We start from the raw sequence: 21,714 nt of genomic DNA on the forward strand, positions 1-21,714 counted from the left end.
AGTTGCTCACTTACAGCGTGACCCTGGCCACGCGTTTGCTCCATTGCCGACGGTGTTCCAGCCGGCCATTTTCCCAGGCCGTCTGCTCGGCGTCGACGTAGAACCACTCGGCGTCGGCATGCACGCTCAACCGGCTTTCCACGTGCACCTCCCAATCGTCACGGCCGACGCGGTAATGCCATTCAATATCGGCACGCGTCGACAGCGGGTCCCAGGGCAAAGTGCGATAGCGCTCGGTGCAGCGCTGGTCCACCGCCAGACCATGGTCGGTAAACCGCACCGCGCCCAGGTCATCTTCGATCTTCACGCACACTTCGCCAGTGCCCACGTCTTCGATCAGGGTGCGTTTCGGCGCCGCGGCGCGCAGCACCTCCAGGGCCGCCGGCCGCGCCGATTGAGGCGCCTCGAACGGGCACGCCACCGCGTCGCCGCTGAACACCGGCAGTTGCAGGCGTTGCACAGCGGGCAGCAGGGTCAGGGTGGTCAGTTCGCGGCTCGGCCACAACAGCGGGAAACTGGCAGTGCTCAAGGCCAGGCGCAAACGGTAACCGGCCGGCAGGCGCATGCCGATGTGGTCCAGGCTCAGTTGCACGTCCATCGGTTCGCCCGGGACTACCGGGGTCACACGGGAAAAGTCTTCGCGAAGCGTGAGATTGAGCACGCCATAACTGATCTGTGTGACTTGCCCGTCCGGTGCCACAGCGTTAAGCCGTGCGACCAATTGCCCGCAGTCCGTGTCGCTGGCCAGGCGCAAGGTGAGTCGGGCATCGCCCAGCAACGCCAGAGGCTCGAGCAGCGGCGGCGAGTCGAAGCACAGCGACTGGGCGTCATCGCGGCGCTGGTCGGTCGGCCCGTCGGGGCCGAACCAGATGGCGCAATACTCGCCCTGGTGCAGGCCGGTGGTCAGCGGTGAACAGACGCTGCGCGGGGCTGCCAGTGCCTGCGCGCCAGCACTCAAGCCCTGTTCATCAAGGCAGAAATCCGTCCATTGCACTTGCGGGTCCGGCCAGCCTGCCGTCTGCACCCAGATGCCCGGCCGCTCGGCGTAACTGCCCTTCGGCGGCAGAATGTCCTGCAGGAAAAAGGCGCAGGCCGGGTCATCCATCACCCCGTTATCGATGCCCTTGAGCCAGTAATCCCACCAGCGTCTGGCCTCTTGCAGAAAACCCACGGCCGGGTTGGGCACGGCAAAATGCGGGTATTTATGGATCCACGGGCCGAGCATCGCCTTCTTCGGCCCCGGCAGGTGTTCCATCAGCCGCGACACGGTGTTGCGGTAGGCATCGCCCCATCCGCCCACCGCGTACACCGCCGCCTGGATCTGCGTGTAATCCTCACACACCGAGCCATGGCGCCAGTAGTCATCACGGGTCTGGTGTTGCAACCAGGTTTCGGCGAGCAATGGCATGGCGTCCAGACGTTGGTGCCACAGGGTTTTCCAGGCGTCGCCCACCAGCAAGGGGTCCGGCACCGCCGCGCTGAAGTTGAGCATGGTAGCGGCCCAGCCGAAGTTTTCCAGCAGCAGGTTGCCGCCCTTGTAATGGATGTCGTCGGCAAAGCGGTCATCGGTGGAGCACAGCGTGATGATCGCTTTCAGCGCCTGGGGCTGGCGCGCCGCGACCTGCAAGCCGTTGAAGCCGCCCCAGGAGATGCCCATCATGCCCACGTTGCCATCGCACCAGGGCTGCTGGCACAGCCAGTCGATCACCTCAAGGGCGTCTTCCTGCTCCTGCAACAGGTACTCGTCGGCCATCAACCCCTGGGACTCGCCGTTGCCGCGCATGTCAACGCGCACGCAGACATAGCCCTGCCCGGCCATCCATGGATGGGTCAACGCGTCGCGCACCGCCGTGCCGTCGCGCTTGCGATACGGCAGGTATTCGAGGATCGCCGGGAAGGCCTGCGCGTGGCCGGCGTCTTGCGGCATCCAGATGCGCGCGGCCAGTTGGGTGCCGTCTTTGAGCGGGATCAGGCAGTGCTCGATCTCGCGCACGGGGTAAGTAAATTCAGTGACGATTTCCATCAGTAACTCCAGCAACGGTTCAATCGATCAGCGCCCGAAATCCACCACAGGGCTGGCGCCGAGCAATGGCGTCTCGGGGCTTGGCTGCAGGCGTTTCACATCCAGCAATGCTGGATTTTTCAGCCAGAAGATCAGCGAGGTGCTGGCCAGCAGCACCAGAATCATGCCGGGCAGGCCGCCGAGGTTGGAGAGCATCTTCACCCCATCGATGCCGACAAACGCGACCATCACCCATGACACCGTGCCGATGATCAGGCCCCAGACGATCTTCAGCAGAGGGTTGCCGTCCAGGTCCGAGTCGGCAGTCACGCCCTTGCTGCACAGGTTGGCGATCACGTCGGTGCTGGAGTCTGCTGCCGTGACAAAGGAGATGAACGCCACAAACAGCAGGAACGCGATCATCAGGCCGCTGGCCGGCAACTGTTGGAACATCTGGTAGAGCACGTGCTCCACGCCCTGCTCGTTGAGCACGCGGTTGAGGCTGCCGTCGCCCAGCGCATCGAAGTAGAGGCTGGTGCCGGAGAAAATACAGATCCACAGTGCCGTGAACAGCGCCGGATAGAGCATGTTGATCTGGATGAACTCGCGCACCGTGTAGCCACGCCCGATCTTGCCCAGAAACAGCGCGCTCACCGGTGCCCAGGCAAACCAGACCGACCAGTAGAACACCGTCCAGCTCTGCGGCCAGCTGTCACCGCTGGCCGCGCCGGTGAACAGGCTGCGGCTGAAGAAGGTGTCGAGGTAGACGCCGAGTGACTCGACGCCAAGGCTGAACAGGTACAGGGTTGGCCCGCACAACAGCACGAACAGTCCCAGGGCGAGCATGATCCAGGTGTTGAACGACGACAGCATCACAATGCCGCGCTGCAAGCCGCTGGCCGCCGAGGCGACAAAGGTGATCACAATGAGCGCGATGATGATGGCCAGGCGCAACGGCGTGGTGTCGCCGCCGATGTACTGGCTCAGGCCGCCCGCCAGGGTCAGCGCGCCGGTGCCCAGGGACGAAGCCATGCCAGCCACCAGGGCGAACATCGCCAGGGTGTCGATCAGCCCGGCGTAACGCGTGACCCGTGTTGGGCCCAGCAGCGGCTCGAGCATGGCGCCGATGGAGAAACGACTGCGGCGGTTATGGAACACCAGCGCGAACACCAGCGAGGGCACCAGGTAAATGGCGTAGGGGGTGATTGTCCAGTGCAGGAACATCGTCGACATGGCAAAGCTTTTGGCCGCCGCACTGCCCACTTCGATCGCCAGGCTGGTGGGTGGGGCGTACAGGTGATAGAGCGGCTCGGCGGTGGTCCAGAACAGCACGCCCACCGCCAGCGTGGTGCACAGCGCCACCATGAACCAGCGCCATTTGCTCAACAACGGCCGCGCGTCTTCACCGCCGATACGCACCTTGCCCAGCGCGGAGCAATACACCACCGCCGTGAGCACCACCATGGCAAACGAGCCGGCGCTGAACAGCCATGAGAAGTTATTCAGGATCACGCCATTGAGCTGTTTGCTCACCGCCAGGAATGCTTGGAGGTCGATGTAGCTGGCGATCACCGCCGCCAGCAGGATCAGAAAGGTTGGCCAGAACACCAACGCACGCAGTGGATATTTCATCTGGAGCCATTCCCCTTGCCGACTGTTTTTATGTAGGAGAGCGGACACCGCAGCATCCTGCTGCCGGTGACTCGCCTGGAAGTCTTCGCGTGGGTCATAGCTAAACGTTTAAGCGGCGCGGGGCGCAATCAACCAATGGGCATGGGGGTATTCCGCCACGGCATGACGCACCCGCAGCGGTCAGGGCGAGCATGCCGTGCACGCTGGCAAGGCACAGTAAGGTCAAGTCGCAGGCGCAAAAGCCCCATCCACACAGGCATTTACCGGCGCCACCCTCTGGCGCCACGGCTGCGCTTGCTCCAGTTGCGCGGCCAGCGCCAGCAAGGTCGCGTCCTCGCCAAAACGCGCGGCAAAATGCGCGCCCATGGGCAGGCCGTTCGCGCTCCAGTACAGCGGCACCGACATCGCCGGTTGGCCGCTGGCATTGAACAAGGCGGTAAAGGGCGAGTAGCTGTGGAAGCGCTCGATCAGCTCGTCGAGGCGCAGGCTGTCGTCCTGCAGGTCCAGCTCGCCGATGGGCGCGGGCTCGCGGGTCAGGGTCGGGCTGAGGATCACGTCATGGTCGCGCATGAACAACGCCATTTGCCGGCCGAAGGCATGGATCCACTCCACGGCGGCGGCGTACTGCGCGCCGCTGACCGCGCCCTTGTCACGCAGAATGATGCGGGTGCGCGCCTCCAGCTCTCCAGGCTGCACCGGCGTGCCGCGCAACTGGCCGAGCAGGTCCAGGTAGTTGCGGGTGCTGGCACCGATGATGGTGAACACCTGGTCGAGAAACGCCGGCAACACCACCGGCAGCTGCGCAGGCGTTACCCGATGGCCCAGGGACTCGCACAATCGCGCGGCCTGGCGCACCGCCTCCAGGCTTTGGCTGGACGTCGGCCACGGCCCCACCTGCTCGACCAGCGCAATGCGCAACGGGCGTGGCGCCTGTTGCAGCGCCTGCGCATAAGACTGCGCCGCCATCGGCGCGGCGTAGGGTGCGCCCAACTCCATGCCGGCGGTGGCATCGAGCAACCCCGCACTGTCGCGCACCGACAGGGTGATGCAGTGGTGGGTGGACATGCCCGCCCACCCTTCCCCCACCATCGGCCCCGAGGGCAGCAAGCCACGGCTGGGCTTGAGCCCGAACACGCCGCAGCAGGAGGCCGGCACGCGCAGGGAACCACCGCCGTCGTTGCCATGGGCAAACGGCACCACCCGCGCCGCCACCAACGCCGCCGCACCGCCACTCGAGCCGCCGGCGCTGTGCCCCGTGTTCCAGGGGTTGCGGGTGGCGCCAAAGCGGTTCGACTCGGTGGAATACGAGGTGCCGAACTCCGGCGCCGTGGTGGTGCCGACGAACACGCAGCCGGCGCGACGCAGGCGCGTCACCACCTCGGCATCCATGTCCGCGCGGGCGTCGCCCAGGGCGAAAGAACCATTGGTCATGGCCGCGCCCGTCACCGGGGCGAACAGATCCTTGATCAAGGTGGGCACGCCGGCAAATACCCCTTGCGCGGCATCGGCGCCCAGTGCGGCCTCCCGCGCCTGCTCGTACAGGCGTTCGGCAACGGCGTTGAGCTGTGGCTCGACCTGCTCCAGACGCGCGATCACGGCCTCCACCAACTCCAACGGCTGCACCTCGCCACGCCGCACCCAAGCGGCCAGGCCGGTGGCGTCTTGCTCGTCGATCAACTGCTGAATATCACGCATACCCGCTACTCCCGATCCATTTCAGTGAAAAACCCGCATGCGGCTCAAGGCGCCGAACGTCGGTGCGCTACAGCCGCCATGCCCCACAGCAACGCCGCAACCACGCTGGCAACTGCCAACACTTGCAGGGCGTGGCGCAAATCGCCCGCCCAGGCCACCAGTGCCGCGACCACCAGCGGGCTGACAAACTGTCCCAGGTACATGCATGCGGTCAGCCCGCCCAGGCCGCGCCCACGGGTGCGCGGCGTAAGGGCCTGCATCACCGGCGCCATCACGTTCGGCACCAGCAGACCAGCGCCCAGGCCGTGAATCAGCATGGCCAGCGCCACCTCGCGGTAACTTTGCGCATGGTTGAGCAACCACAGCCCGGCCGCGAACAGCAGCAACAACACCGCGTTGGTCCCCGCCCCCTTCAGGGTGCGCAGCATCAGCGGCCAGGCCAGGGACCCGCCCAGGGTGGCGAGCAGGCTCAGGCCGGCGCAAAGTCCAATCAGCGTGCTGGACGTGACACCCATTTCCACCAGCACAACCGGCACCTGCACCGGCGCAATAAAGGTCAGCACCATGCCGCCGAAAATCAGCAGGTAACCCAGCACCACCGGCACCAGCGCCACCCGCTCAGGGCCTGGCGCCTGTGCCCCCGGCCGCTCACGGGTCGGTTCCCACAGCACGGTCAGCATCGCCGGCACCAACAGCAACGGCAGCAGGTACAACAGGAACGGCAAGCGCCAGGAATATTCGCCCAGCGCACCGCCCAGCACGAAGAACAGCGCGCCCACCAGGCCGATGGTGACCATCTGCCGATTGATGTAGCGCAGCCTTTCGCCGCCGTGCCAGTAATCGGCGATCAGTGCCGAACAGCAGGTCATCACCGCCGCTTCCGCCGCGCCGAACAGCAGGCGCACGATGACGATGGCGTGCAGGTCGCCGAGCAAGGCCGGCATCACACCCAACAACGCATAGAGCACGGTGGCGACCACCAGCAACGCCTTGCGCCCGACGCGGTCGGCCAGCCAGCCGGCCAGCGGCGCGCATAACGCAATGGCCAGCGCAGGCCCGGTCACGGCCAGGGGCACCAGCAAATCGGCATGGGCGGTGACCGGGCCGAACTCGGCGCCGAGCTTGGGCAGCACGGGCGCGATCATCACGGCGCCCATGATGGTCAGGCTGCTGCCGAGGATCAGCACGCGCCCTTCGCGGCGGCCATTGGCCTGGCGCGCGTCGCCGGATGAAACGGTTGAAACAGGACTGACAGTGCTCATGATCCGGCCCTCAAAAACTGTGGGAAACACGCAGGGCTACGGTGTAGCCCTCGGCGCGGTTGCGTGCATCGAACTCCTTGTAGAGGTGCAGCCACACGGGCGGCAGTCCTGGCGCGATGTAGCTGAGCGCCGGACCGAGGGCCATCACCCGCGCGCGGTTGCCGCGAGTCAGGTCAGGCGCATCGTCGTCGCTGAGCTGGCGGTAGTAATAGCCACCGATGCCCGCCGTCCAGGGGCCGAAGTGCTGACCCACGGCGAATTCATGGCGGTACTCCACGCCGTTGCGGTAATGGGTATCGGGGTTGCGCGTGTTGATGTCCAACTGCACGCTCGACGACAGCTCAAAGCCTGTGTCGCTGATATAAGTGGCGTTGACGGCCGGAGACACTGTCCAGTGATTGAGCCCCGGCGAGACCAGGCGTTTGCGCTCGTAGTCACCGGTCGGCGCCTGAATCTGCAACTGGGTGTTGATGAACAGGTTGGGTGACAGGCTCCACTGCAGGATCAGCGGAATGATCTGCGCATCGGCCAGCCGGAACGGGTCGGCCGACAGCTGCAACGGACCGTTGGGGGTGGGCACCTGCAGCGAGGCATCCATCCTGAAGAAGGGTACAACCGCGCCGAAACCGTATTGCGCGCCCAGCAGCTGGTAGTCCGTCATGCGCAGGTAAGCCAGGCCGATGGACAGCACGTCGAGCGATAAATGATTGTCCACCGCCCTGCCCTGACTGTTCCTTTGCACGTTGGCGCTATAGAACCCCGTGCGCAGGCCGAGGGTGCCGTTCGCCGTGGCGGGCGGCATCATGCCGGCGCCAAAGTCGTAGACCCCGACCGCCGTGGTCGGCGCGCCGTTTTCCGTGGCCTGTGCGCCGGCGCACAGCGCCAGCAGCCCCAGGCTGAAACCTGTGACGCGGCGCATGCTGCTTTTGTTGTTGTTCATCGAATGCCCCTCCCGACCCTTGGTGTGGGGGCATCCTATGCAGCGCACGGCGCAGCGGGTTAGCCGTTTTCAGCACAGTTAGCGGCGGTGCAGGGTCTGCGAGGGCGACTCGCCGAACAGGGTGCGGTAATCGCTGGCAAACCGGCTCAAGTGCCAGAATCCCCAACGCGCCGCCACCTGCTGAACGCCATGGACGGCGGCGTGCGCGCACAGCTCGCGACGCACCGCATTGAGGCGCAGCGCGCGCAGATAAGCCACCGGGTTGATGCCCAGGGTTTCCTGAAAACAGTACTGAAGCTTGCGGCGACTGGCGCCGATGTGATTGCACAGGTCGAGGATCGACAGCGGCTCATCCAGATGCCCCAAGGCATATTCCCTGGCGCGGTCCACCATACGCTTGCGCGCGGTCGGGCTGAGCGCTGCGGCCTGATCCGGCGCGATCAACTCGAGCAACTGCACCATCACCGCGTCGCGAATACCGTGGCGAACCGCTTCGTGGCGCAGCAGGCTGCCCGGCCCCTGATCGGCGGTGGCCAGGCCATCGAACAGCCTGGCCAGCTGCACCTGCATCGACGTCGCGGCCAAACGGTAACAGGTGGGAAGATCGGTAATTCGAAAACCCACGCCCTGGCGTTGCAACACACGTTCCAGGGCCTGAGCGTCGACGGCGACACTCAGCAGGTCGAGCTGCGCGGGAACGCGCAAATCCGGCAGGTGCTCGCCATGGGCCACCAACAAGTGCTGCTCCTGAAGCGGATGCCCGGCACAAAACAGCGGCCCACTCGGGCTGAGCGGCACGCTGAACGTGATCGCACCTTTCCACGCGCGGCCGCTCTTGAGCATCGACTGATTGGCGCGGTCGCGCACCAGTTGCATCCAGCCGGCACTCAATGCGGTCAGCTCGCCATCGAAGCGACCCGGGGTCAACTGGTCATAACGCACCTGCCAGCCGTGCATGTTGCGCGCGTGCTGGTCGATGTCGTGGGTGCGATAGCGCTGCAGCACGCCAGGGTCGTTCGGTGCAGGGCACGTCGGGGGTCCCCATGGATTATTGTTGTTCATCGACTGTTTCCTGTTGAGCCTGCCAGCCTGGTCAAGCACGCAATTTCCATTCCCCCTGGCGCGCCTGTGGGCAAGCTGTGCCGAAATCGGCTAGTGCATCCGCAAAAAATGAGCGCTTTAAAGTTTTTACTCCGTAAAGTATTTTCACCACACTGCCGGGGCCGACTGCCCTGCTCTTTTCCCGACAAGGATCTTGCGTGAGCGGACTGCGTGAACGGCAACGGCTGGAACGCCGCCAAGCCATCAGTACAGCGGCGATCGAACTGTTCGAACGCCAGGGTTACCAGAACACCACCATCGAACAGATCGCCAACCAGGCGGGCGTTTCGGCGCCCACGGTGTTCAAGTACTTCGGCAACAAGCAGGAAATCATCCTGGAAATCCTGCACGAAGCCGACCGCCGCGCCCTGCACGACACGCGTCGCCTGATGCCGGCGATGGACGACCCGGTGGACGCACTCTGCTATCTGGAGAAACTGCTCACCGACTATGCGCTCGAGGTCATGCACCCCAACCTGTGGCGTGAGCTGCTGCCGTTGATTCTGTTCGGCGGCGAAAGCGACTTGCCCGCCGGCTACCGCGCCATGAACGAGGCGTTGCGCGCGCAAATCAGCGGCCTGCTGCGCGAGTTGCAACAGGCCGGCAAGCTGCGCGCCGACCTGGACGTGGACCTCGCCGCATTCCTGCTCAACGACTACGCGCACCTGCAGCTGTTGCGCCTGGTCAGCCAGACCCCGCCGGACATCGAATCCCACTCCAGTCAGGTGCGCCGCATCACGGCCCTGCTGTTCCAGGGCATGCGCACCTGAGCCCGTCGCCACCTCGGGCTTCAGGCCGCAGCAGTGCTCAGCGGTTGCTCTTGACGGTGGTCCATACGCGGGTGCGGATGCGCTCAATGGCCGCCGGCATCGGCTGCAAGGGGAACAGGGTTTTGCGCGCGGCGTCGGGAATGTACATGTTCGGGTTGTTGCGGATCTCCGGTTTGACCATCTCGGTCGAGTCCTTGTTGGGGTTGGGGTAGCCGATGCGGTTGCTGATCAGCGCAATCACGTCGGGGCGCAGGATGTAATTGATGAACGCGTGGGCCTCGGCCGTATGCGGCGCATTTTTCGGCACCACCATCACGTCCGACCACATGGGTGCGCCCTCTTTGGGCAGCGCCATCGCCACCTTGACCCCCTTGCCTGCCGCGTCCGCCAGTTGCTTGGCCAAGGCCACGCCGCCGGACCAGCCGACCGCCACGCAGATCTCGTCATTGGCCAGGTCCATGCCGTAGCGCGAGGAGTTGAAGTAGGTGACATAGGGGCGGATCTTGAGCATCAACTGCTGCGCCTGGGTGTAGTCCTCACGCTTCTGGCTGTTGGGATCCAGACCCAGATAGTGCAAGGCGATGGGCAGGATCTCATTGCCTGCGTCGAGGAAGCCGACGCCGCAGCCGGTCATTTTTTTCAGGTTCTCTTCCTTGAAGATTATGTCCCAGGTGTTCATCTGCACATCCGCGCCGAAGATTTTCTGAATCTTGTCGACGTTGTAACCAATCAGCGTGGTGCCCCACAGGTAAGGCGCGGCGTAGCGGTTGCCGGGATCACCCACAGCTTCCAGAGAGGTCATGAATTGCGGGTCGAGGTGTTTCCAGTTGGGCAACTGGCTGCGGTCCAGCGGCTCGATGGCGCCGGCGGTGATCAGATTACTGATGAAGGAACTGCCGGGAAATACCACGTCGTAGCCGGAGTTGCCGGTCAGCAATTTGGCTTGCAGCGTCTCGACACTGTCGAACACATCGTAGATCGGGTGAATGCCGGTCTCTTGTTCGAAGTTCTTGAGGATTTCAGGCGGCAGGTACTCGATCCAGTTATAGATGCGCACCGTGCGCTCCTCGGCCACGCACCAGCCGCTGCACAACCAGGCGATGGCGACGCCCAGCAAGGTATTACGCAAAGACTTGTTCATGCACACACACTCCTGCGCGGCCGCAATGGCTCGCGGCGCTCAATAACGGTAGGTGAAGTAGAGTTCCAGGGCACTGAATTTCTGGTCATTGCCGAACACTTGCCTGGCCGCCGCCAGGGGCTTGACCCAGTTGTAGGACAGCGAGCTGTAGAACGACGGCGTGGGCGTCCAGTCGAGAAACACCACGCTTTCATCGGCAAAGCGCCGGTCGTTGACCGCCGCGCCCATGTAGTTTTTCTCGTCGAGCCAGAACTGATAGTGGATAGCGCCCAGGGTGAAGGTCTGGCTCAAGTGCGTCTTGAGCGAGAACTGCTGGACGTTTTCGTTGCTGTTGAACAACAGGTAGTTGCCGACCACATCGCCCACCAGCCAGGTGCTCCAGTCGATGAAGCCCTTGCTCAACGGGTCCCAGGCCTTCTGCCGGTTGTCGCTCAGGTTGTCGTCACCGGAAAAGCTCGCGTAGCGATAGCCGAGGATCGGCGTCAGCGGCAGGTCGCCAAAGGCATAGTCGGCCTGGGCATACCAGGCGTTGGCCGCGTAGTCGACGCCCTCGCCGCTGCCGCGTTCCACCGCGTATTCGGCGTTCAGGGTCAGCGGCGCGATGCCCGGCACCCTGGCATTCAGCGCGCGCAGGTTGTACACCTGCATGCCGTCGCGGCGGCGTGGCAAGGTGCTGCCGCGGGGGCCGAGGGCGTTGACCTTGAGCGCCATCGCGCCGAGGGTCACCTGGTCGTCGAGGTTGTAGTCGAGGTTGACCCCGGTCATGCGAAAGTCACCCAGGTCGTCGTCCGTGCGCAGGCTGAACACCTGGCTCTTCAGCGCGCCATGGTCCCAGGCGAGGATCGCCGAGTCCTTGAACGCGGTGCGCGGGCTGAGCCAATAGGCGCCGTCCTTAAACTGATCGAGGTTGCCATCCATCACGATGAAACCGGTGCCGACCTTGTAGTTCTGACGCCCGGCGGTGAACGTCCACTCGCCGACTCGCACCCCGGCGAACAGCTCTTCGGTGGCCACTCGTCCATCGGAGCTGCGGGTAAAGCCGCCGGCATCGCCATCGCCAAAGGTCGTGGCGGCTACCACCGACGCGCCGCCGAGCAGGCTGACGTCGGGGTTCAGCGCGTAGTTGAACGTGATACCAGGCTTGACATAGAACTCCTGCCAGCCAATCGAACGGCCGCCATTGCGACCGTTGCGCTGGTCGACCCGGCCGCTGCCGAAGTTGACGTTGCGCGTGGTGATGCTGGCGCCGCCGGCGGTGAGATTGACCTCGCCCTTGAGGTCGCCGTCCTCGAAGGTGTAGCCCGCCAAAGCGACCTGAGCGCTCAGCGGCAGACTCACCGCCACCAGCACACGGGTAAAACGCGTCGTGAAAGACATCGTGAAGCTCCTGCGTAGTTATTGTTGTACAGGGCAGTTGCAGGCGGCGCAGTACGCCGCCAACACCTGGGCGAGCCAGGTGGAATCCGGACGCGGATCGTTATTGTTGAAAATGGCGTCAGCGCGTCAGGTGCGCCGCGATGGCGCGCAGCATGCGCACGCTGTCGGCATCGAACGGGCCGACGGCCTCGGGCAGCGATGACTGCTTGACGATCACCACGCGGGACGGTTTGTCGATGAACAGGTATTGGCCATGGATGCCGCCCGCCATCAGCGCCTGGCTGTGGTCATTGAACACGTACCACTGGCTGCGGTAGGACGCGCCGGGGGCCCACTCGGAGAAGTCCGGGTTGGCCGCGTAGATCGCAGGGTCCGCGCCCCTGGCGATGCGCGCGATGGCCTCGCTTGGCAGCAGTTGCTCGGCGCCGTGGCGGCCGTCATTGGCCAGCAGTCGGCCGAAGCGCGCCATGTCGCGCAGGGTCGCGCTGAAACCGGCGCCGGCCACGCTGCGGCCCCAAGGGTCGGCCATGAAGTAACCGTCGCGCTCGCACCCCAGCTGACTCCAGACCCTCTGCAACAGCTGCGCGCAGGGCACGCCGGAGGCGCGCTCCATAACCCAGGCCAGCGCCTCGGTGGCGGCGGTCACGTAATGGAAGAATCCGCCGTGCTCACCGCGTTTGCGCAGCGACGGCAGATATTGGTAGAGGGATTCGAAGTCGCAATATTGGCTCGGCGCCGGGTTGAAGCCGCAGGCGTAGCCATATTGCGAACTCTCGGACGTCGGGTCGTCGTACACCTCGCGGTAGTCGATGCCCACTGCCATGTCGAACAGCTGGCGCACCGTCGCATCGCCAAAGGCGCTGCCCGCAAGCTCCGGCACGTAGCTGGCGACCAGACGCGTCGGGTCAAGCATCGTCTCGCTGACCAATTGTTCGCCGAGCACGCCGATCAGCGACTTGGTCACCGAAAACATGATGTGGCGATCGTCCGGCCGCTGGCCGTTGAAATAACGCTCGAACAGCACCTGATCGCCCTGCAGCACCAGCAGGCCGTCGGTGTGACTGGCCTTGAGGTGGTCGAGCACGCTGATGCTCAGGCCGCAGACGCTGTCAAAGTGCAACTCATCCAGCGCCTGGGGCGCGTCCACCAGCGGCGCGCACGGGCCACGCCCGGCCTGCACATCAATGGAGGGACGCAACTGCGCCAGGTGACGAAAGCCCCAGCGGTTGAACGGCGGGCGCATCCAGTTATCCCAGGTCACGCGCTGCTCCGGCGCGGCGGGAAACCCCTGCATCAGGCGCGGTGCGGTTGGCTCCAGCGGTGAAGATTCATTGGCCTCGACATACAGCCTGACGAGTAAGGGGACGGCGTTCTGGCTCATCTCTGTGATCCTGGAAATGACTCTGCGTGAGAGCAGATGCAGGAAAATAATTACGCTTATTAATTATTTTAGTCAATAAAATATTTAACAGATATTTCAGTAAACCCCACCGATTATGGATCCAATAATTCATAAAAAAGCGGCCGATAATCGCCCATATTTTCCATGAAACCTGAAAATACTGAATTGACCGCATAACCCCGCTCGCCTCTAATGGATCCATTAAATAAGAACAACGATCAGCCTGGAGAACCGTCATGTATCCGAAAAACACGTGGTACGTCGCCTGCACCCCCGATGAATTGGCGCACAAACCCCTGGGTCGACAGATTTGCGGGGAAAAGCTGGTGTTTTATCGAGACCACACGGATCAGGTCAGAGCCCTTGAAGACTTCTGCCCTCATCGCGGGGCGCCGCTGTCCCTGGGCTATGTCGAAAACGGAAACCTGGTATGCGGCTATCACGGCCTGGTGATGGGTGGCGATGGCAAGACCGTGGAGATGCCCGGCCAGCGGGTACGCGGGTTTCCGTGCAACAAGGCTTTCGCCGCTGTCGAGCGTCACGGCTTTATCTGGGTGTGGCCCGGCGATCAGGCGCAGGCCGACCCCGCGCTGATTCCGCACCTGGAATGGGCCGACAGCGAGCACTGGGCTTACGGCGGCGGGCTGTTCGACATCCAGTGCGATTACCGCCTGATGATCGACAACCTGATGGACCTGACCCACGAAACCTACGTGCACGCCTCCAGCATCGGCCAAAAAGAAATCGACGAAGCACCGCCCGTGACCACGGTGGAAGGCGATGAGGTGGTGACCGCCCGGCACATGCAGAACATCATGGCGCCGCCCTTCTGGCGCATGGCGCTGCGCGGCAACCAACTGGCCGACGATGTGCCGGTGGACCGCTGGCAGATCTGCCGCTTCAGCCCGCCCAGTCACGTGATGATCGAAGTCGGCGTGGCCCACGCCGGCAAAGGCGGCTACCACGCCGCGCCGGAACACAAGGCGGCGAGCATCGTGGTGGATTTCATCACCCCGCAGACCGACACCTCGATCTGGTATTTCTGGGGCATGGCGCGCAATTTCCAGCCGCAGGACGAGGCGCTGACCGCCAGTATTCGTGAAGGTCAGGGCAAGATTTTCAGCGAAGACCTGGAGATGCTCGAACGCCAGCAACAGAACCTGCTGGCACACCCCACGCGCAAGCTGCTCAAGCTGAATATCGATGCCGGGGGTGTGCAGTCGCGCAAGATTCTCGAACGCCTGATCGCCAGGGAACGCGCCGGAGAGCCAACATGATCGAGGTCGTGGTGACGTGCCGCAACGACGAGGCGCTGGATATTTGCAGCTATGAGCTGACCAGCGTCGACGGCACGCCGCTGCCGGCGTTCAGCGCCGGATCACACATCGACGTGCACGTGCCGGATGGGCTGCTGCGTCAGTATTCGCTGTGCAATCACCCCAAAGAGCGCCATCGCTATCTGATCGGCGTGCTCAAGGACCCGGCCACGCGTGGCGGCTCGCGCAGCCTGCACGAACAGGTGCAGGTGGGCACGCGCCTGAGCATCAGCGAGCCGCGCAACCTGTTCCCCCTCGCCCCGCAGGCGCGACGCAGCCTGCTGTTTGCCGGCGGCATCGGCATCACCCCGATCCTGTGCATGGCCGAGCACCTGGCCGAGGCCGGCGCCGACTTCGAACTGCATTACTGCGCCCGCGCCAGTGAGCGCGCAGCGTTTGTGCAGCGGCTCGAGGCATCGGCGTTTGCCGAGCGCGTGTTCCTGCATTTTGACACGCAACCGCACACCGCCCTCAACGCCGCCGAGGTCCTGGCTGCTCCGGCGGCCGACGTGCACCTGTACGTGTGCGGCCCCGGCGGTTTCATGCAGCATGTGCTCGACAGCGCACGCGCCCAGGGCTGGCAGGAGGATTGCCTGCACCGCGAGTACTTCTCGGCGCCGACGGTGGACGCAAGTGTTGATGGGGCGTTCTCGGTGCAGGTCGCCAGCAGCGGTGAGGTGTTCGATATCCCCGCCGACAAGAGCGTGGTGCAGGTCCTGCAAAGCCACGGCATCGAGATTGCCGTGTCGTGCGAACAAGGCATTTGCGGCACCTGCCTGACCCGTGTGCTCGACGGCATTCCCGAACACCGCGACCTGTTTCTCACCGAGCAGGAACAGGCGCTCAACGATCAGTTCACGCCGTGCTGTTCGCGTGCGAAAAGCGCGCGGCTGGTGCTGGATATCTGACCCGCCTCAAGACGCCGGCACAATGACCTTGATCCGCTCGCGGGCGGTGGCGGCGCTGAAAATTTCGGCATAGCGCAAGGTCGCGTTGGCATGCTCGCGCATGATCGCCTCGGCCCGCGCGCCCTGGCGATTGACCAGCGCATCGAACACCGAGTGATGCTGCAGGTGGGCATAGTTGAAACGCCGGTATTCGCGCGCCATGTCCTCGCGGTCGATGGCCAGCGCGGTGACGGAAGCGAACGGCAGGTGATCGTTGCGTGCCAGCGCGTCGGTGATTGCCGGGTTGTGGCTGCCGGCGACGATGACCTGATGAAAACGCATGTTCAGGTCGTGGTAGACCTCCAGGTCGTCCTCGGTGACATAGCCCTTTTCGAACAGTTGATCGCCCTCCACCAGGCAACGCTCCAGCGCGCGCCGCGCCTCGTCGGACAGCCCATGCTCGGCGGCCTGACGCGCCGCCAGCCCTTCGAGCACGCCACGCACTTCGACCGCGCCGGCGATATCGCTGGGGCTGACCGAGCGCACCTGATACCCGCGCCCGCCAAACGGCACCAGCAGGCCTTCCTGTTCGAGGGTACGGAAGGCCATGCGCACCGGCATGCGCGACACACCGAAGCGCTGCGCGGTGGGCACTTCCAGCAGCCGCTCGCCCGCCGCCAGCTCTCCGCTGGCAATCATCTTGCGCAGTGCAACCAGCACCAATTGACCGGGCTTGCTCATCCAGGCAGCTTCCAGAAAAACAGGGGGCTGCCATAGTACCGCAGCGCAGTGCCGCAGCGCGCGTCAGGCGCGCAGCACTGTGGGGTCTTCGCCGCGATACAGCGCCTCGACCCGCGCCGCGCGCCATTGCAGCACCGCACGCTGGTTGATCGAGCCCTTGTCGGTGATCTCCCCACGGTCGATGGACGCCGGCTCGTCGAGCAAGGCGATCCACTCCACGCGGCTGGCATTGCCGGTCGCGTCACGATTGAGTCGCTGCAGCCAGTCGCCGAACCACTGGCGCACCGGCGCGCTGGCAAGCACCTGGGCGTCGCTGGCGTCGGCGTGCAGGCCAGCCAGCCGCCGGCACTCATAGAGTCTGGGGAAGACCAGCGCGCCGAGGCACTCGCGGTCCGGCGCGGTGATCACCAGGTCCTGCACATAGGGCGAGCCTTCGAGCACCGCGCGGTTGCGCAACGGCCCGACGCTGACGAACACCCCGGAGGACAGCTTGAAGTCCTCGGCGATGCGCCCGTCGAACATCAACCCCAACTGCGGCTGCTGCGCATCGGCGAGCTTGATCGCGTCCCCCGAACAGTAGAAGCCTCGCTCGTCGAACACCTCGGCGGTCTGCTCCGGCGCGCGCCAGTAGCCCGGCATGATATGAGGCCCGCGAAAGCGCCCTTCCAGCTTGCCGTCCACCGGCACCAGGCACACTTCGCAGCCCGGCGCGGGCAAACCGATGTAGCCGGCCATGGACAGCGGCCCGGTGGTGAAGGTGCAGGACGGCGCGGCTTCGGTCATGCCCAGCCCGGCCATCATGCGGATGCGCTCGCCGCAGTGTTGTTCGGCCACGCGGTCGAGGCGGTCCCAGATACTTTGCGAAAGGCCGGCGGCGGCAAAGAAGAACAGTTTCATGCGCGCAAAAAACCGCTCGCGCAGTTCGCCGTCCTGCTCCAGGGCATTGACCAGTTCTTCCCAGCCCTTGGGCACGGTGAGGTAGGCCGTGGGCGACACTTCCTTGAGGTTGCGCAGGGTCTGGGCGAAACCCTGGGCCGTGGGTTTGCCGTCATCGAGGTAAAAGGTGCCACCGTTGTAGAGCACGATGCCCACGTTGTGGCTGCCGCCAAAGGTGTGGTTCCACGGCAGCCAGTCCACCAGCACCGGCGGCTCCTCGCCGAACACCGGAAAGGTCTGCAGCAGCATTTGCTGGTTGGCGCAGAGCATGCGCTGGGTGGTGACCACCGCCTTGGGCAGCTTGGTGGAGCCGGAGGTGAACAGGAACTTGGCGATGCTGTCCGGTCCCGTGGCCTCGAACGCCGCCTCGGCCGCCTGGCCGCCAGGGGTTTGCAGCAGGCTGGCGAACGGTATGCAGGCACGCCCCGGCACCTCGCCGCGCACCGTGATCAGCGGTGTTGTAGCCGGCAATACCGCCTCGATCGCGCGCTGGTAAGCGGCGCCATCGCTGACGAACACCAACCCCGGTTGCAGCAGGTCGCACACGTGCCGCAGCTTGGCGAAATCCTGGGACAACAACGCATACGCCGGCGACACCGGGCTGTAGGGAATACCGGCGTACATCGCGCCGAGCGCCATCTGCAGGTGCTCGATGTCGTTGCCCGAGAGCAACGCCAGCGGCCTGTGCGCCGACAGCCCGTAACCGAGCAGGCTTTGGGCAATCGCGCGCACGCTGTCGAGCATGTCCTTGTAGCTGACGTGGCGCCAGTCACCGTCGGCCTGGCGCGCTGCGATAAAGGTCTGCGCGGGCCGCACCTGCGCCCAGTGCACCAGCCGGTCCAGCAGGCGCGGCGGCAACGGCGCCAGGGGTTCCAGGGAGCGCATGTGCAGCACGCCCTCTTCTTCAGTGATTGCCACCGGCGCTTGGCCGATGGACACGTTACGGTAGCGCGGGGCGGGCTGGGGTTGCGATCTGAATTCGGAACTCACGGGGGTGTCCTCTGCCGTTTTTGAAGGTACGGGGCCACCGCGACGCGGCGGCGCCGGCTCAGATCGGGTAATGTCCAGCGGCGTCAAACAGACGGGAACCAGGCGCGTTGGGCACCAGCGCGGCACACGCGCAGAACAGGGTTACGTCCAGCATGGTGATTCCTCTTGTTGTCTTTATCGGGAACACGTTCAAGCGGGGTTGCAAGGAGCGGCCGATGGCCGTTGCGCTCAGCGTTTGTAGGTCTGCAGGCCAGGCTTGATGCTCTTGTCGTCGAGGAACTGTTTCATGCCCTGCTCGCGGCCGCCTTCGGTGTCGAGCAAACGCGACTGATCGAGCTTGGCGTAGAGGTAATCCTCGTTCTGCTCCCAGGTCAGTTCGCGGCAACGCTTGAAACCATGCTTGGCCGCACGCAGTACCACCGGGTTTTTCTCCAGCAGGTTGCGCGCCAGCTCGAGGGTGACTTCCCGCAGTTGCGCCAAGGGCACGCTCTCGTTGACCAGGCCCATTTCGGCGGCTTTTTGCCCGCCGAAGGTCTTGCCGGTCATGATGTAGTACAGCGATTGACGATGGCCCACGGTGTCGGCCATGGCTTTGCTCACCAGGTTGCCCGGCGGGATGCCCCAGTTGATTTCCGAGAGACCGAAGGTGGCTTCATCGGCGCAGATCGCCAGATCACAGGCCACCAGCGGGCTGAAGCCACCGCCGAAGCACCAGCCGTTGACCATGGCGATGGTGGGTTTGGCGTACATGCGCAGCAATTTCCACTGCCATTGCGACGCTTCGCGGCGGATTTTTTCCTGGAGGATTTCCGGGCCGGCATCCACTTCGCGAAAATATTCCTTGAGGTCCATGCCTGCGGTCCAGGCCTCACCGGCACCGGTCAGCACCAACACGCCGGCGTCCGGGTCCTGCTCCAGGGTTTCCAGCACGTCGATCATTTCGCGGTTGAGGGTGGGGCTCATCGCGTTGCGTTTTTCCGGACGGTTGAGGATGACCCAGGCGATGCCTTGCTCGATCTCAACCTTGACAGTGCTCCAACGACCTTCGTAATTGCTCATGGCGATACGCTCTTGTTCTGGGGAGTGAAGATGCTTCGAAACTAAACCGCAAATATAGTTATGTCAATTAACTATTAACCCGACTTTCCCTTGTTTTACTGACTTTGTACAACGCTGGCATAGCCACGGAGCGTCAACCCCGGCAAACTGCATAGCCTTCATAACCACCCTTTGAGGATTGCATCGTAATGGCCAAGCCTTCCCCTATCACCGACATGCCGCCGCCGCTGGATTCGGCGCTGGATGACCTGATCGGCTACGCCATGCGCCGCGCCCAGCTCAAGCTGTTCCAGAACCTGATCGGCCGGTTGGCCGAACACGACCTGCGTCCCGCGCAGTTCTCGGCCCTGGCGATCATCGAACAGAACCCCGGCCTGATGCAGACCGACCTGGCCCGCGCCCTGGCCATCGAGCCGCCGCAGGTGGTGCCGTTGCTCAACAAACTGGAAAGCCGCGCCCTCGCCGTGCGCCTGCGCTGCAAGCCGGACAAGCGCTCCTATGGCATCTTCCTCAGCAAGAGCGGCGAAACCCTGCTCAAGACACTCAAGGACATCGCCGCCCAGAGCGACCTGGACGCCACCGCCGCGCTGGACAGCGAGGAACGCGCCACCCTGCTGCGCCTGCTGAAGAAGGTTTACCAGGACTGAGTGCCCCTAGAACTTGTGCAGCCAGTTGAGCACCAGCTTGTTGCCCTGGGTGCGGTTCTCGGCCTGCTGCTCGAAGTAGGCGTTCACCGACAGCACGTTCTCCTTGTTGAACCCATAGGCCAGCCCCGGGCCGATGGCCCAGACCTTTTCCCGCCGCCCGCTGACGGCATGGCCGTCCACCTCGGTATCAGTGATCTGCTTCAACCAGTAACCGTTGAGGCCCACGCTCAGTTGCTCGCTCACGGCATATTGCAGGGTCAGGTTGGCATGCAGCGCCTGGCCGGCCTGGGTGTTGGAGACGTCACCGAAGCCCGCCTGCGGCTCGTCGTTCCTGCCGTTCCACAGGTACATGAAACGCCCGCTGGCCGACCACTTGGGGCTGAACCAGTAGGTCGCCGCGTAATACGGGTTGAATGACCAAAAGTTGCTGCCCGGGTTGATCGAGCGCGTGCGGTCATAGGCGCCCACCGGTATCGACACATCGGCCTCCACGCGCTGGGTCAGCAAGGGGCTGCCATCGGCCCGGCTAAGGGTCGGCAGTTGCAGAAACGCCCCCACCGTCAGGTCGCCAAAACCCGCCCGCGAACTCAGCGCCGCGTTGTTCAGACCATCGTCGACATCGGCGTGAGCCAGGGAGGTGTTGATCAGGGTGAATCCAGGCATCGCGCCGTTGGCCAGGGGCTGGCCGACGTAGATGATCTGCGTGGTCGGCGCCAGCACTTCCACGTCCTGTCGCGGCAGGGCCAGCTTGTTGCCGTTGGCGTCATTGAAGCGACTGGCGCGGGCGTACGTCAGGTATTCCTCCAGGTACCAGCCCGGGCCCGCCGGGGCCGGTGAGCCGTCGTAGAAACTGGTGCTGCCCAGGTTGAGCCCGGGCAAGTCATAGGCATGGGCCGTGGACGACACGGCGATGAACGTCACGGCCGCAGCCGTCCGCAAGATAGGCTTGAGCATCTTGTATGTCCTGTATTTTTGTTGTTGTTCAAGACCCCCGGTGCAGGGCTCCACACCGGGGTTGCGTGTGCTTACACGTAGGTGGCCGCCAGCCCGCCGTCCACCGGCAGATTGACCCCGTTGACCCAGCGCGAAGCATACGAGCAGAGGAAGGCAATCACCGCCGCCACCTCATCGGCCAGGGCCGGACGGGTCATGCGCTGGCTGTCGCGGGCCACGCGTTCCGGCCCGAGCATGCTGACGAAATCGCCAAGGATCGGCGTAAACACCGGCCCCGGCGCCACGCAGTTGATGCGCACCCCATGATCGCGAAACCAGCCTTGGGCCTGCTGGTAACTCCAGACAATCAGCGCTTCCTTGAAATACTGATAACAGGTGGCCTGTTCCACCGGATTGGCCGCCAGCCACTGCTGCCCGGCGGCGAAGCTGTCGGTTGCGGCCAGCGACTTGTGCTGCTCCAGGCGCTGCGGCCATTGCGCGCCGAGGATCGAGGCGACATTGACCACGCTGGCGCCCGCCGGCATGCGCGGCAGCAGCGTCTGGGTGAGGTGACGCACACCCAGATAGTTGACCTGCGCCACCGTGTGCGCCGGCGCCGTGCCGGGTACGCCGGCAATGTTGCACAGTGCGTCGACCCGCGCCGGCAAGCGCGCCACCAGCGCGTCGATACTCTGCGCATCGCCGAGGTCGGCTTGCAGGAAGCCATCCAGGGTCAGGTGCGGTTCAGCGCGATCGACACCGATCACCGTCGCGCCCTGGAACCGCGCCAGCCGCGCCACTTCGGCGCCAATGCCGGAGGCGACGCCCGTGACAATCAAGGTTTTGTTATGCAGGTTCATCATCAGCCCTCTTGTTTTTGTAT

The 21,714-nt window shown here is 64.3% G+C and carries 18 protein-coding genes; 4 read left to right on the plus strand and 14 right to left on the minus strand.

Going from position 1 to position 21,714, the window contains the following annotated elements; all coding sequences use genetic code 11:
* Nucleotides 1–10: 10 nt before the first annotated feature.
* From TU75_RS13490 to TU75_RS13515, 6 genes are all read right to left on the minus strand, one after another.
* Nucleotides 11–2,023 carry a CocE/NonD family hydrolase gene (locus TU75_RS13490; RefSeq protein ID WP_060549210.1) on the minus strand — a complete coding sequence of 671 codons (2,013 nt, stop codon included), beginning with the start codon at nucleotides 2,021–2,023 and terminating at the stop codon, nucleotides 11–13.
* 27 nt (nucleotides 2,024–2,050) lie between these two features.
* A complete protein-coding gene (locus tag TU75_RS13495; RefSeq protein WP_060549211.1) occupies nucleotides 2,051–3,634 on the minus strand; it encodes a BCCT family transporter in 1,584 nt (527 codons plus the stop codon).
* Between the two features lie 222 nt (nucleotides 3,635–3,856).
* Complete coding sequence (locus TU75_RS13500; protein ID WP_060549212.1) at nucleotides 3,857–5,329, minus strand: amidase; 1,473 nt, start codon at nucleotides 5,327–5,329, stop codon at nucleotides 3,857–3,859.
* Nucleotides 5,330–5,373: 44 nt separating this feature from the next.
* Nucleotides 5,374–6,591, minus strand: coding sequence for an MFS transporter (locus TU75_RS13505; RefSeq protein WP_015371699.1), 1,218 nt, complete (start codon nucleotides 6,589–6,591; stop codon nucleotides 5,374–5,376).
* Nucleotides 6,592–6,601: 10 nt separating this feature from the next.
* Entirely contained in the window at nucleotides 6,602–7,531 is a 930-nt protein-coding gene (locus TU75_RS13510) for a SphA family protein (RefSeq protein WP_060549213.1), read from the minus strand.
* Nucleotides 7,532–7,609: 78 nt separating this feature from the next.
* Nucleotides 7,610–8,593 (minus strand): helix-turn-helix domain-containing protein, encoded by a 984-nt coding sequence (locus TU75_RS13515; protein ID WP_060549214.1) that lies wholly within the window; start codon nucleotides 8,591–8,593, stop codon nucleotides 7,610–7,612.
* 197 nt (nucleotides 8,594–8,790) lie between these two features.
* Here TU75_RS13515 and TU75_RS13520 point away from each other — a divergent pair, with 197 nt between their 5' ends.
* Nucleotides 8,791–9,402, plus strand: coding sequence for a TetR/AcrR family transcriptional regulator (locus TU75_RS13520; RefSeq protein WP_003231917.1), 612 nt, complete (start codon nucleotides 8,791–8,793; stop codon nucleotides 9,400–9,402).
* Between the two features lie 37 nt (nucleotides 9,403–9,439).
* On the opposite strand, the gene TU75_RS13525 is transcribed toward TU75_RS13520, so the two are convergent.
* The 3 genes from TU75_RS13525 to TU75_RS13535 all read right to left on the minus strand — a co-directional run bounded on the left by TU75_RS13525 (nucleotide 9,440) and on the right by TU75_RS13535 (nucleotide 13,301).
* Entirely contained in the window at nucleotides 9,440–10,543 is a 1,104-nt protein-coding gene (locus TU75_RS13525; protein WP_060549215.1) for a polyamine ABC transporter substrate-binding protein, read from the minus strand.
* 39 nt (nucleotides 10,544–10,582) lie between these two features.
* Nucleotides 10,583–11,920, minus strand: coding sequence for an alginate export family protein (locus tag TU75_RS13530; protein WP_003231921.1), 1,338 nt, complete (start codon nucleotides 11,918–11,920; stop codon nucleotides 10,583–10,585).
* A gap of 118 nt (nucleotides 11,921–12,038) precedes the next feature.
* Nucleotides 12,039–13,301 (minus strand): serine hydrolase domain-containing protein, encoded by a 1,263-nt coding sequence (locus TU75_RS13535; RefSeq protein WP_060549216.1) that lies wholly within the window; start codon nucleotides 13,299–13,301, stop codon nucleotides 12,039–12,041.
* 257 nt (nucleotides 13,302–13,558) lie between these two features.
* On the opposite strand from TU75_RS13535, the gene TU75_RS13540 reads away from it, so the two are divergent.
* The gene (locus tag TU75_RS13540; protein ID WP_060549217.1) at nucleotides 13,559–14,599 is read left to right on the plus strand and encodes an aromatic ring-hydroxylating dioxygenase subunit alpha; all 1,041 of its coding nucleotides are present in this window, start codon (nucleotides 13,559–13,561) and stop codon (nucleotides 14,597–14,599) included.
* Complete coding sequence (locus tag TU75_RS13545) at nucleotides 14,596–15,546, plus strand: PDR/VanB family oxidoreductase (RefSeq protein ID WP_060549218.1); 951 nt, start codon at nucleotides 14,596–14,598, stop codon at nucleotides 15,544–15,546. Before TU75_RS13540 ends, TU75_RS13545 begins: the two co-directional genes overlap by 4 nt.
* Nucleotides 15,547–15,552: 6 nt before the next feature.
* Here the strand turns inward: TU75_RS13545 and TU75_RS13550 are convergent, their stop codons facing one another.
* From TU75_RS13550 to TU75_RS13560, 3 genes are all read right to left on the minus strand, one after another.
* Nucleotides 15,553–16,266 carry a GntR family transcriptional regulator gene (locus TU75_RS13550; protein ID WP_015371693.1) on the minus strand — a complete coding sequence of 238 codons (714 nt, stop codon included), beginning with the start codon at nucleotides 16,264–16,266 and terminating at the stop codon, nucleotides 15,553–15,555.
* Nucleotides 16,267–16,329: 63 nt separating this feature from the next.
* Nucleotides 16,330–18,192 carry a feruloyl-CoA synthase gene (locus tag TU75_RS13555; protein ID WP_060549219.1) on the minus strand — a complete coding sequence of 621 codons (1,863 nt, stop codon included), beginning with the start codon at nucleotides 18,190–18,192 and terminating at the stop codon, nucleotides 16,330–16,332.
* A gap of 228 nt (nucleotides 18,193–18,420) precedes the next feature.
* Complete coding sequence (locus TU75_RS13560; protein WP_003231934.1) at nucleotides 18,421–19,251, minus strand: p-hydroxycinnamoyl CoA hydratase/lyase; 831 nt, start codon at nucleotides 19,249–19,251, stop codon at nucleotides 18,421–18,423.
* A 188-nt stretch (nucleotides 19,252–19,439) separates the two neighbouring features.
* Between TU75_RS13560 and TU75_RS13565 the strand changes: the two genes are divergently transcribed.
* On the plus strand, nucleotides 19,440–19,898 hold the full coding sequence (locus tag TU75_RS13565) for a MarR family winged helix-turn-helix transcriptional regulator (protein WP_003231936.1): 459 nt from the start codon (nucleotides 19,440–19,442) through the stop codon (nucleotides 19,896–19,898).
* A 6-nt stretch (nucleotides 19,899–19,904) separates the two neighbouring features.
* Here TU75_RS13565 and TU75_RS13570 read toward each other — a convergent pair whose 3' ends face one another.
* A complete protein-coding gene (locus TU75_RS13570; protein WP_060549220.1) occupies nucleotides 19,905–20,852 on the minus strand; it encodes a SphA family protein in 948 nt (315 codons plus the stop codon).
* 71 nt (nucleotides 20,853–20,923) lie between these two features.
* Nucleotides 20,924–21,691: a coniferyl-alcohol dehydrogenase gene (locus tag TU75_RS13575; RefSeq protein ID WP_060549221.1), complete on the minus strand. Its 768-nt coding sequence runs from the start codon at nucleotides 21,689–21,691 to the stop codon at nucleotides 20,924–20,926.
* Between the last annotated feature and the right edge of the window lie 23 nt (nucleotides 21,692–21,714).

It is taken from the genome of Pseudomonas poae (assembly GCF_001439785.1).
Taxonomy (GTDB): domain Bacteria; phylum Pseudomonadota; class Gammaproteobacteria; order Pseudomonadales; family Pseudomonadaceae; genus Aquipseudomonas; species Aquipseudomonas poae.

Bases quoted from the DNA above. Each gene is read 5' to 3' on its own strand.
- TU75_RS13490 (WP_060549210.1), bottom strand. From the start codon at position 2,023: ATGGAAATCGTCACTGAATTTACTTACCCCGTGCGCGAGATCGAGCAC.
- TU75_RS13495 (WP_060549211.1), bottom strand. From the start codon at position 3,634: ATGAAATATCCACTGCGTGCGTTGGTGTTCTGGCCAACCTTTCTGATC.
- TU75_RS13500 (WP_060549212.1), bottom strand. From the start codon at position 5,329: ATGCGTGATATTCAGCAGTTGATCGACGAGCAAGACGCCACCGGCCTG.
- TU75_RS13505 (WP_015371699.1), bottom strand. From the start codon at position 6,591: ATGAGCACTGTCAGTCCTGTTTCAACCGTTTCATCCGGCGACGCGCGC.
- TU75_RS13510 (WP_060549213.1), bottom strand. From the start codon at position 7,531: ATGAACAACAACAAAAGCAGCATGCGCCGCGTCACAGGTTTCAGCCTG.
- TU75_RS13515 (WP_060549214.1), bottom strand. From the start codon at position 8,593: ATGAACAACAATAATCCATGGGGACCCCCGACGTGCCCTGCACCGAAC.
- TU75_RS13525 (WP_060549215.1), bottom strand. From the start codon at position 10,543: ATGAACAAGTCTTTGCGTAATACCTTGCTGGGCGTCGCCATCGCCTGG.
- TU75_RS13530 (WP_003231921.1), bottom strand. From the start codon at position 11,920: ATGTCTTTCACGACGCGTTTTACCCGTGTGCTGGTGGCGGTGAGTCTG.
- TU75_RS13535 (WP_060549216.1), bottom strand. From the start codon at position 13,301: ATGAGCCAGAACGCCGTCCCCTTACTCGTCAGGCTGTATGTCGAGGCC.
- TU75_RS13540 (WP_060549217.1), top strand. From the start codon at position 13,559: ATGTATCCGAAAAACACGTGGTACGTCGCCTGCACCCCCGATGAATTG.
- TU75_RS13545 (WP_060549218.1), top strand. From the start codon at position 14,596: ATGATCGAGGTCGTGGTGACGTGCCGCAACGACGAGGCGCTGGATATT.
- TU75_RS13550 (WP_015371693.1), bottom strand. From the start codon at position 16,266: ATGAGCAAGCCCGGTCAATTGGTGCTGGTTGCACTGCGCAAGATGATT.
- TU75_RS13560 (WP_003231934.1), bottom strand. From the start codon at position 19,251: ATGAGCAATTACGAAGGTCGTTGGAGCACTGTCAAGGTTGAGATCGAG.
- TU75_RS13565 (WP_003231936.1), top strand. From the start codon at position 19,440: ATGGCCAAGCCTTCCCCTATCACCGACATGCCGCCGCCGCTGGATTCG.
- TU75_RS13570 (WP_060549220.1), bottom strand. From the start codon at position 20,852: ATGCTCAAGCCTATCTTGCGGACGGCTGCGGCCGTGACGTTCATCGCC.
- TU75_RS13575 (WP_060549221.1), bottom strand. From the start codon at position 21,691: ATGAACCTGCATAACAAAACCTTGATTGTCACGGGCGTCGCCTCCGGC.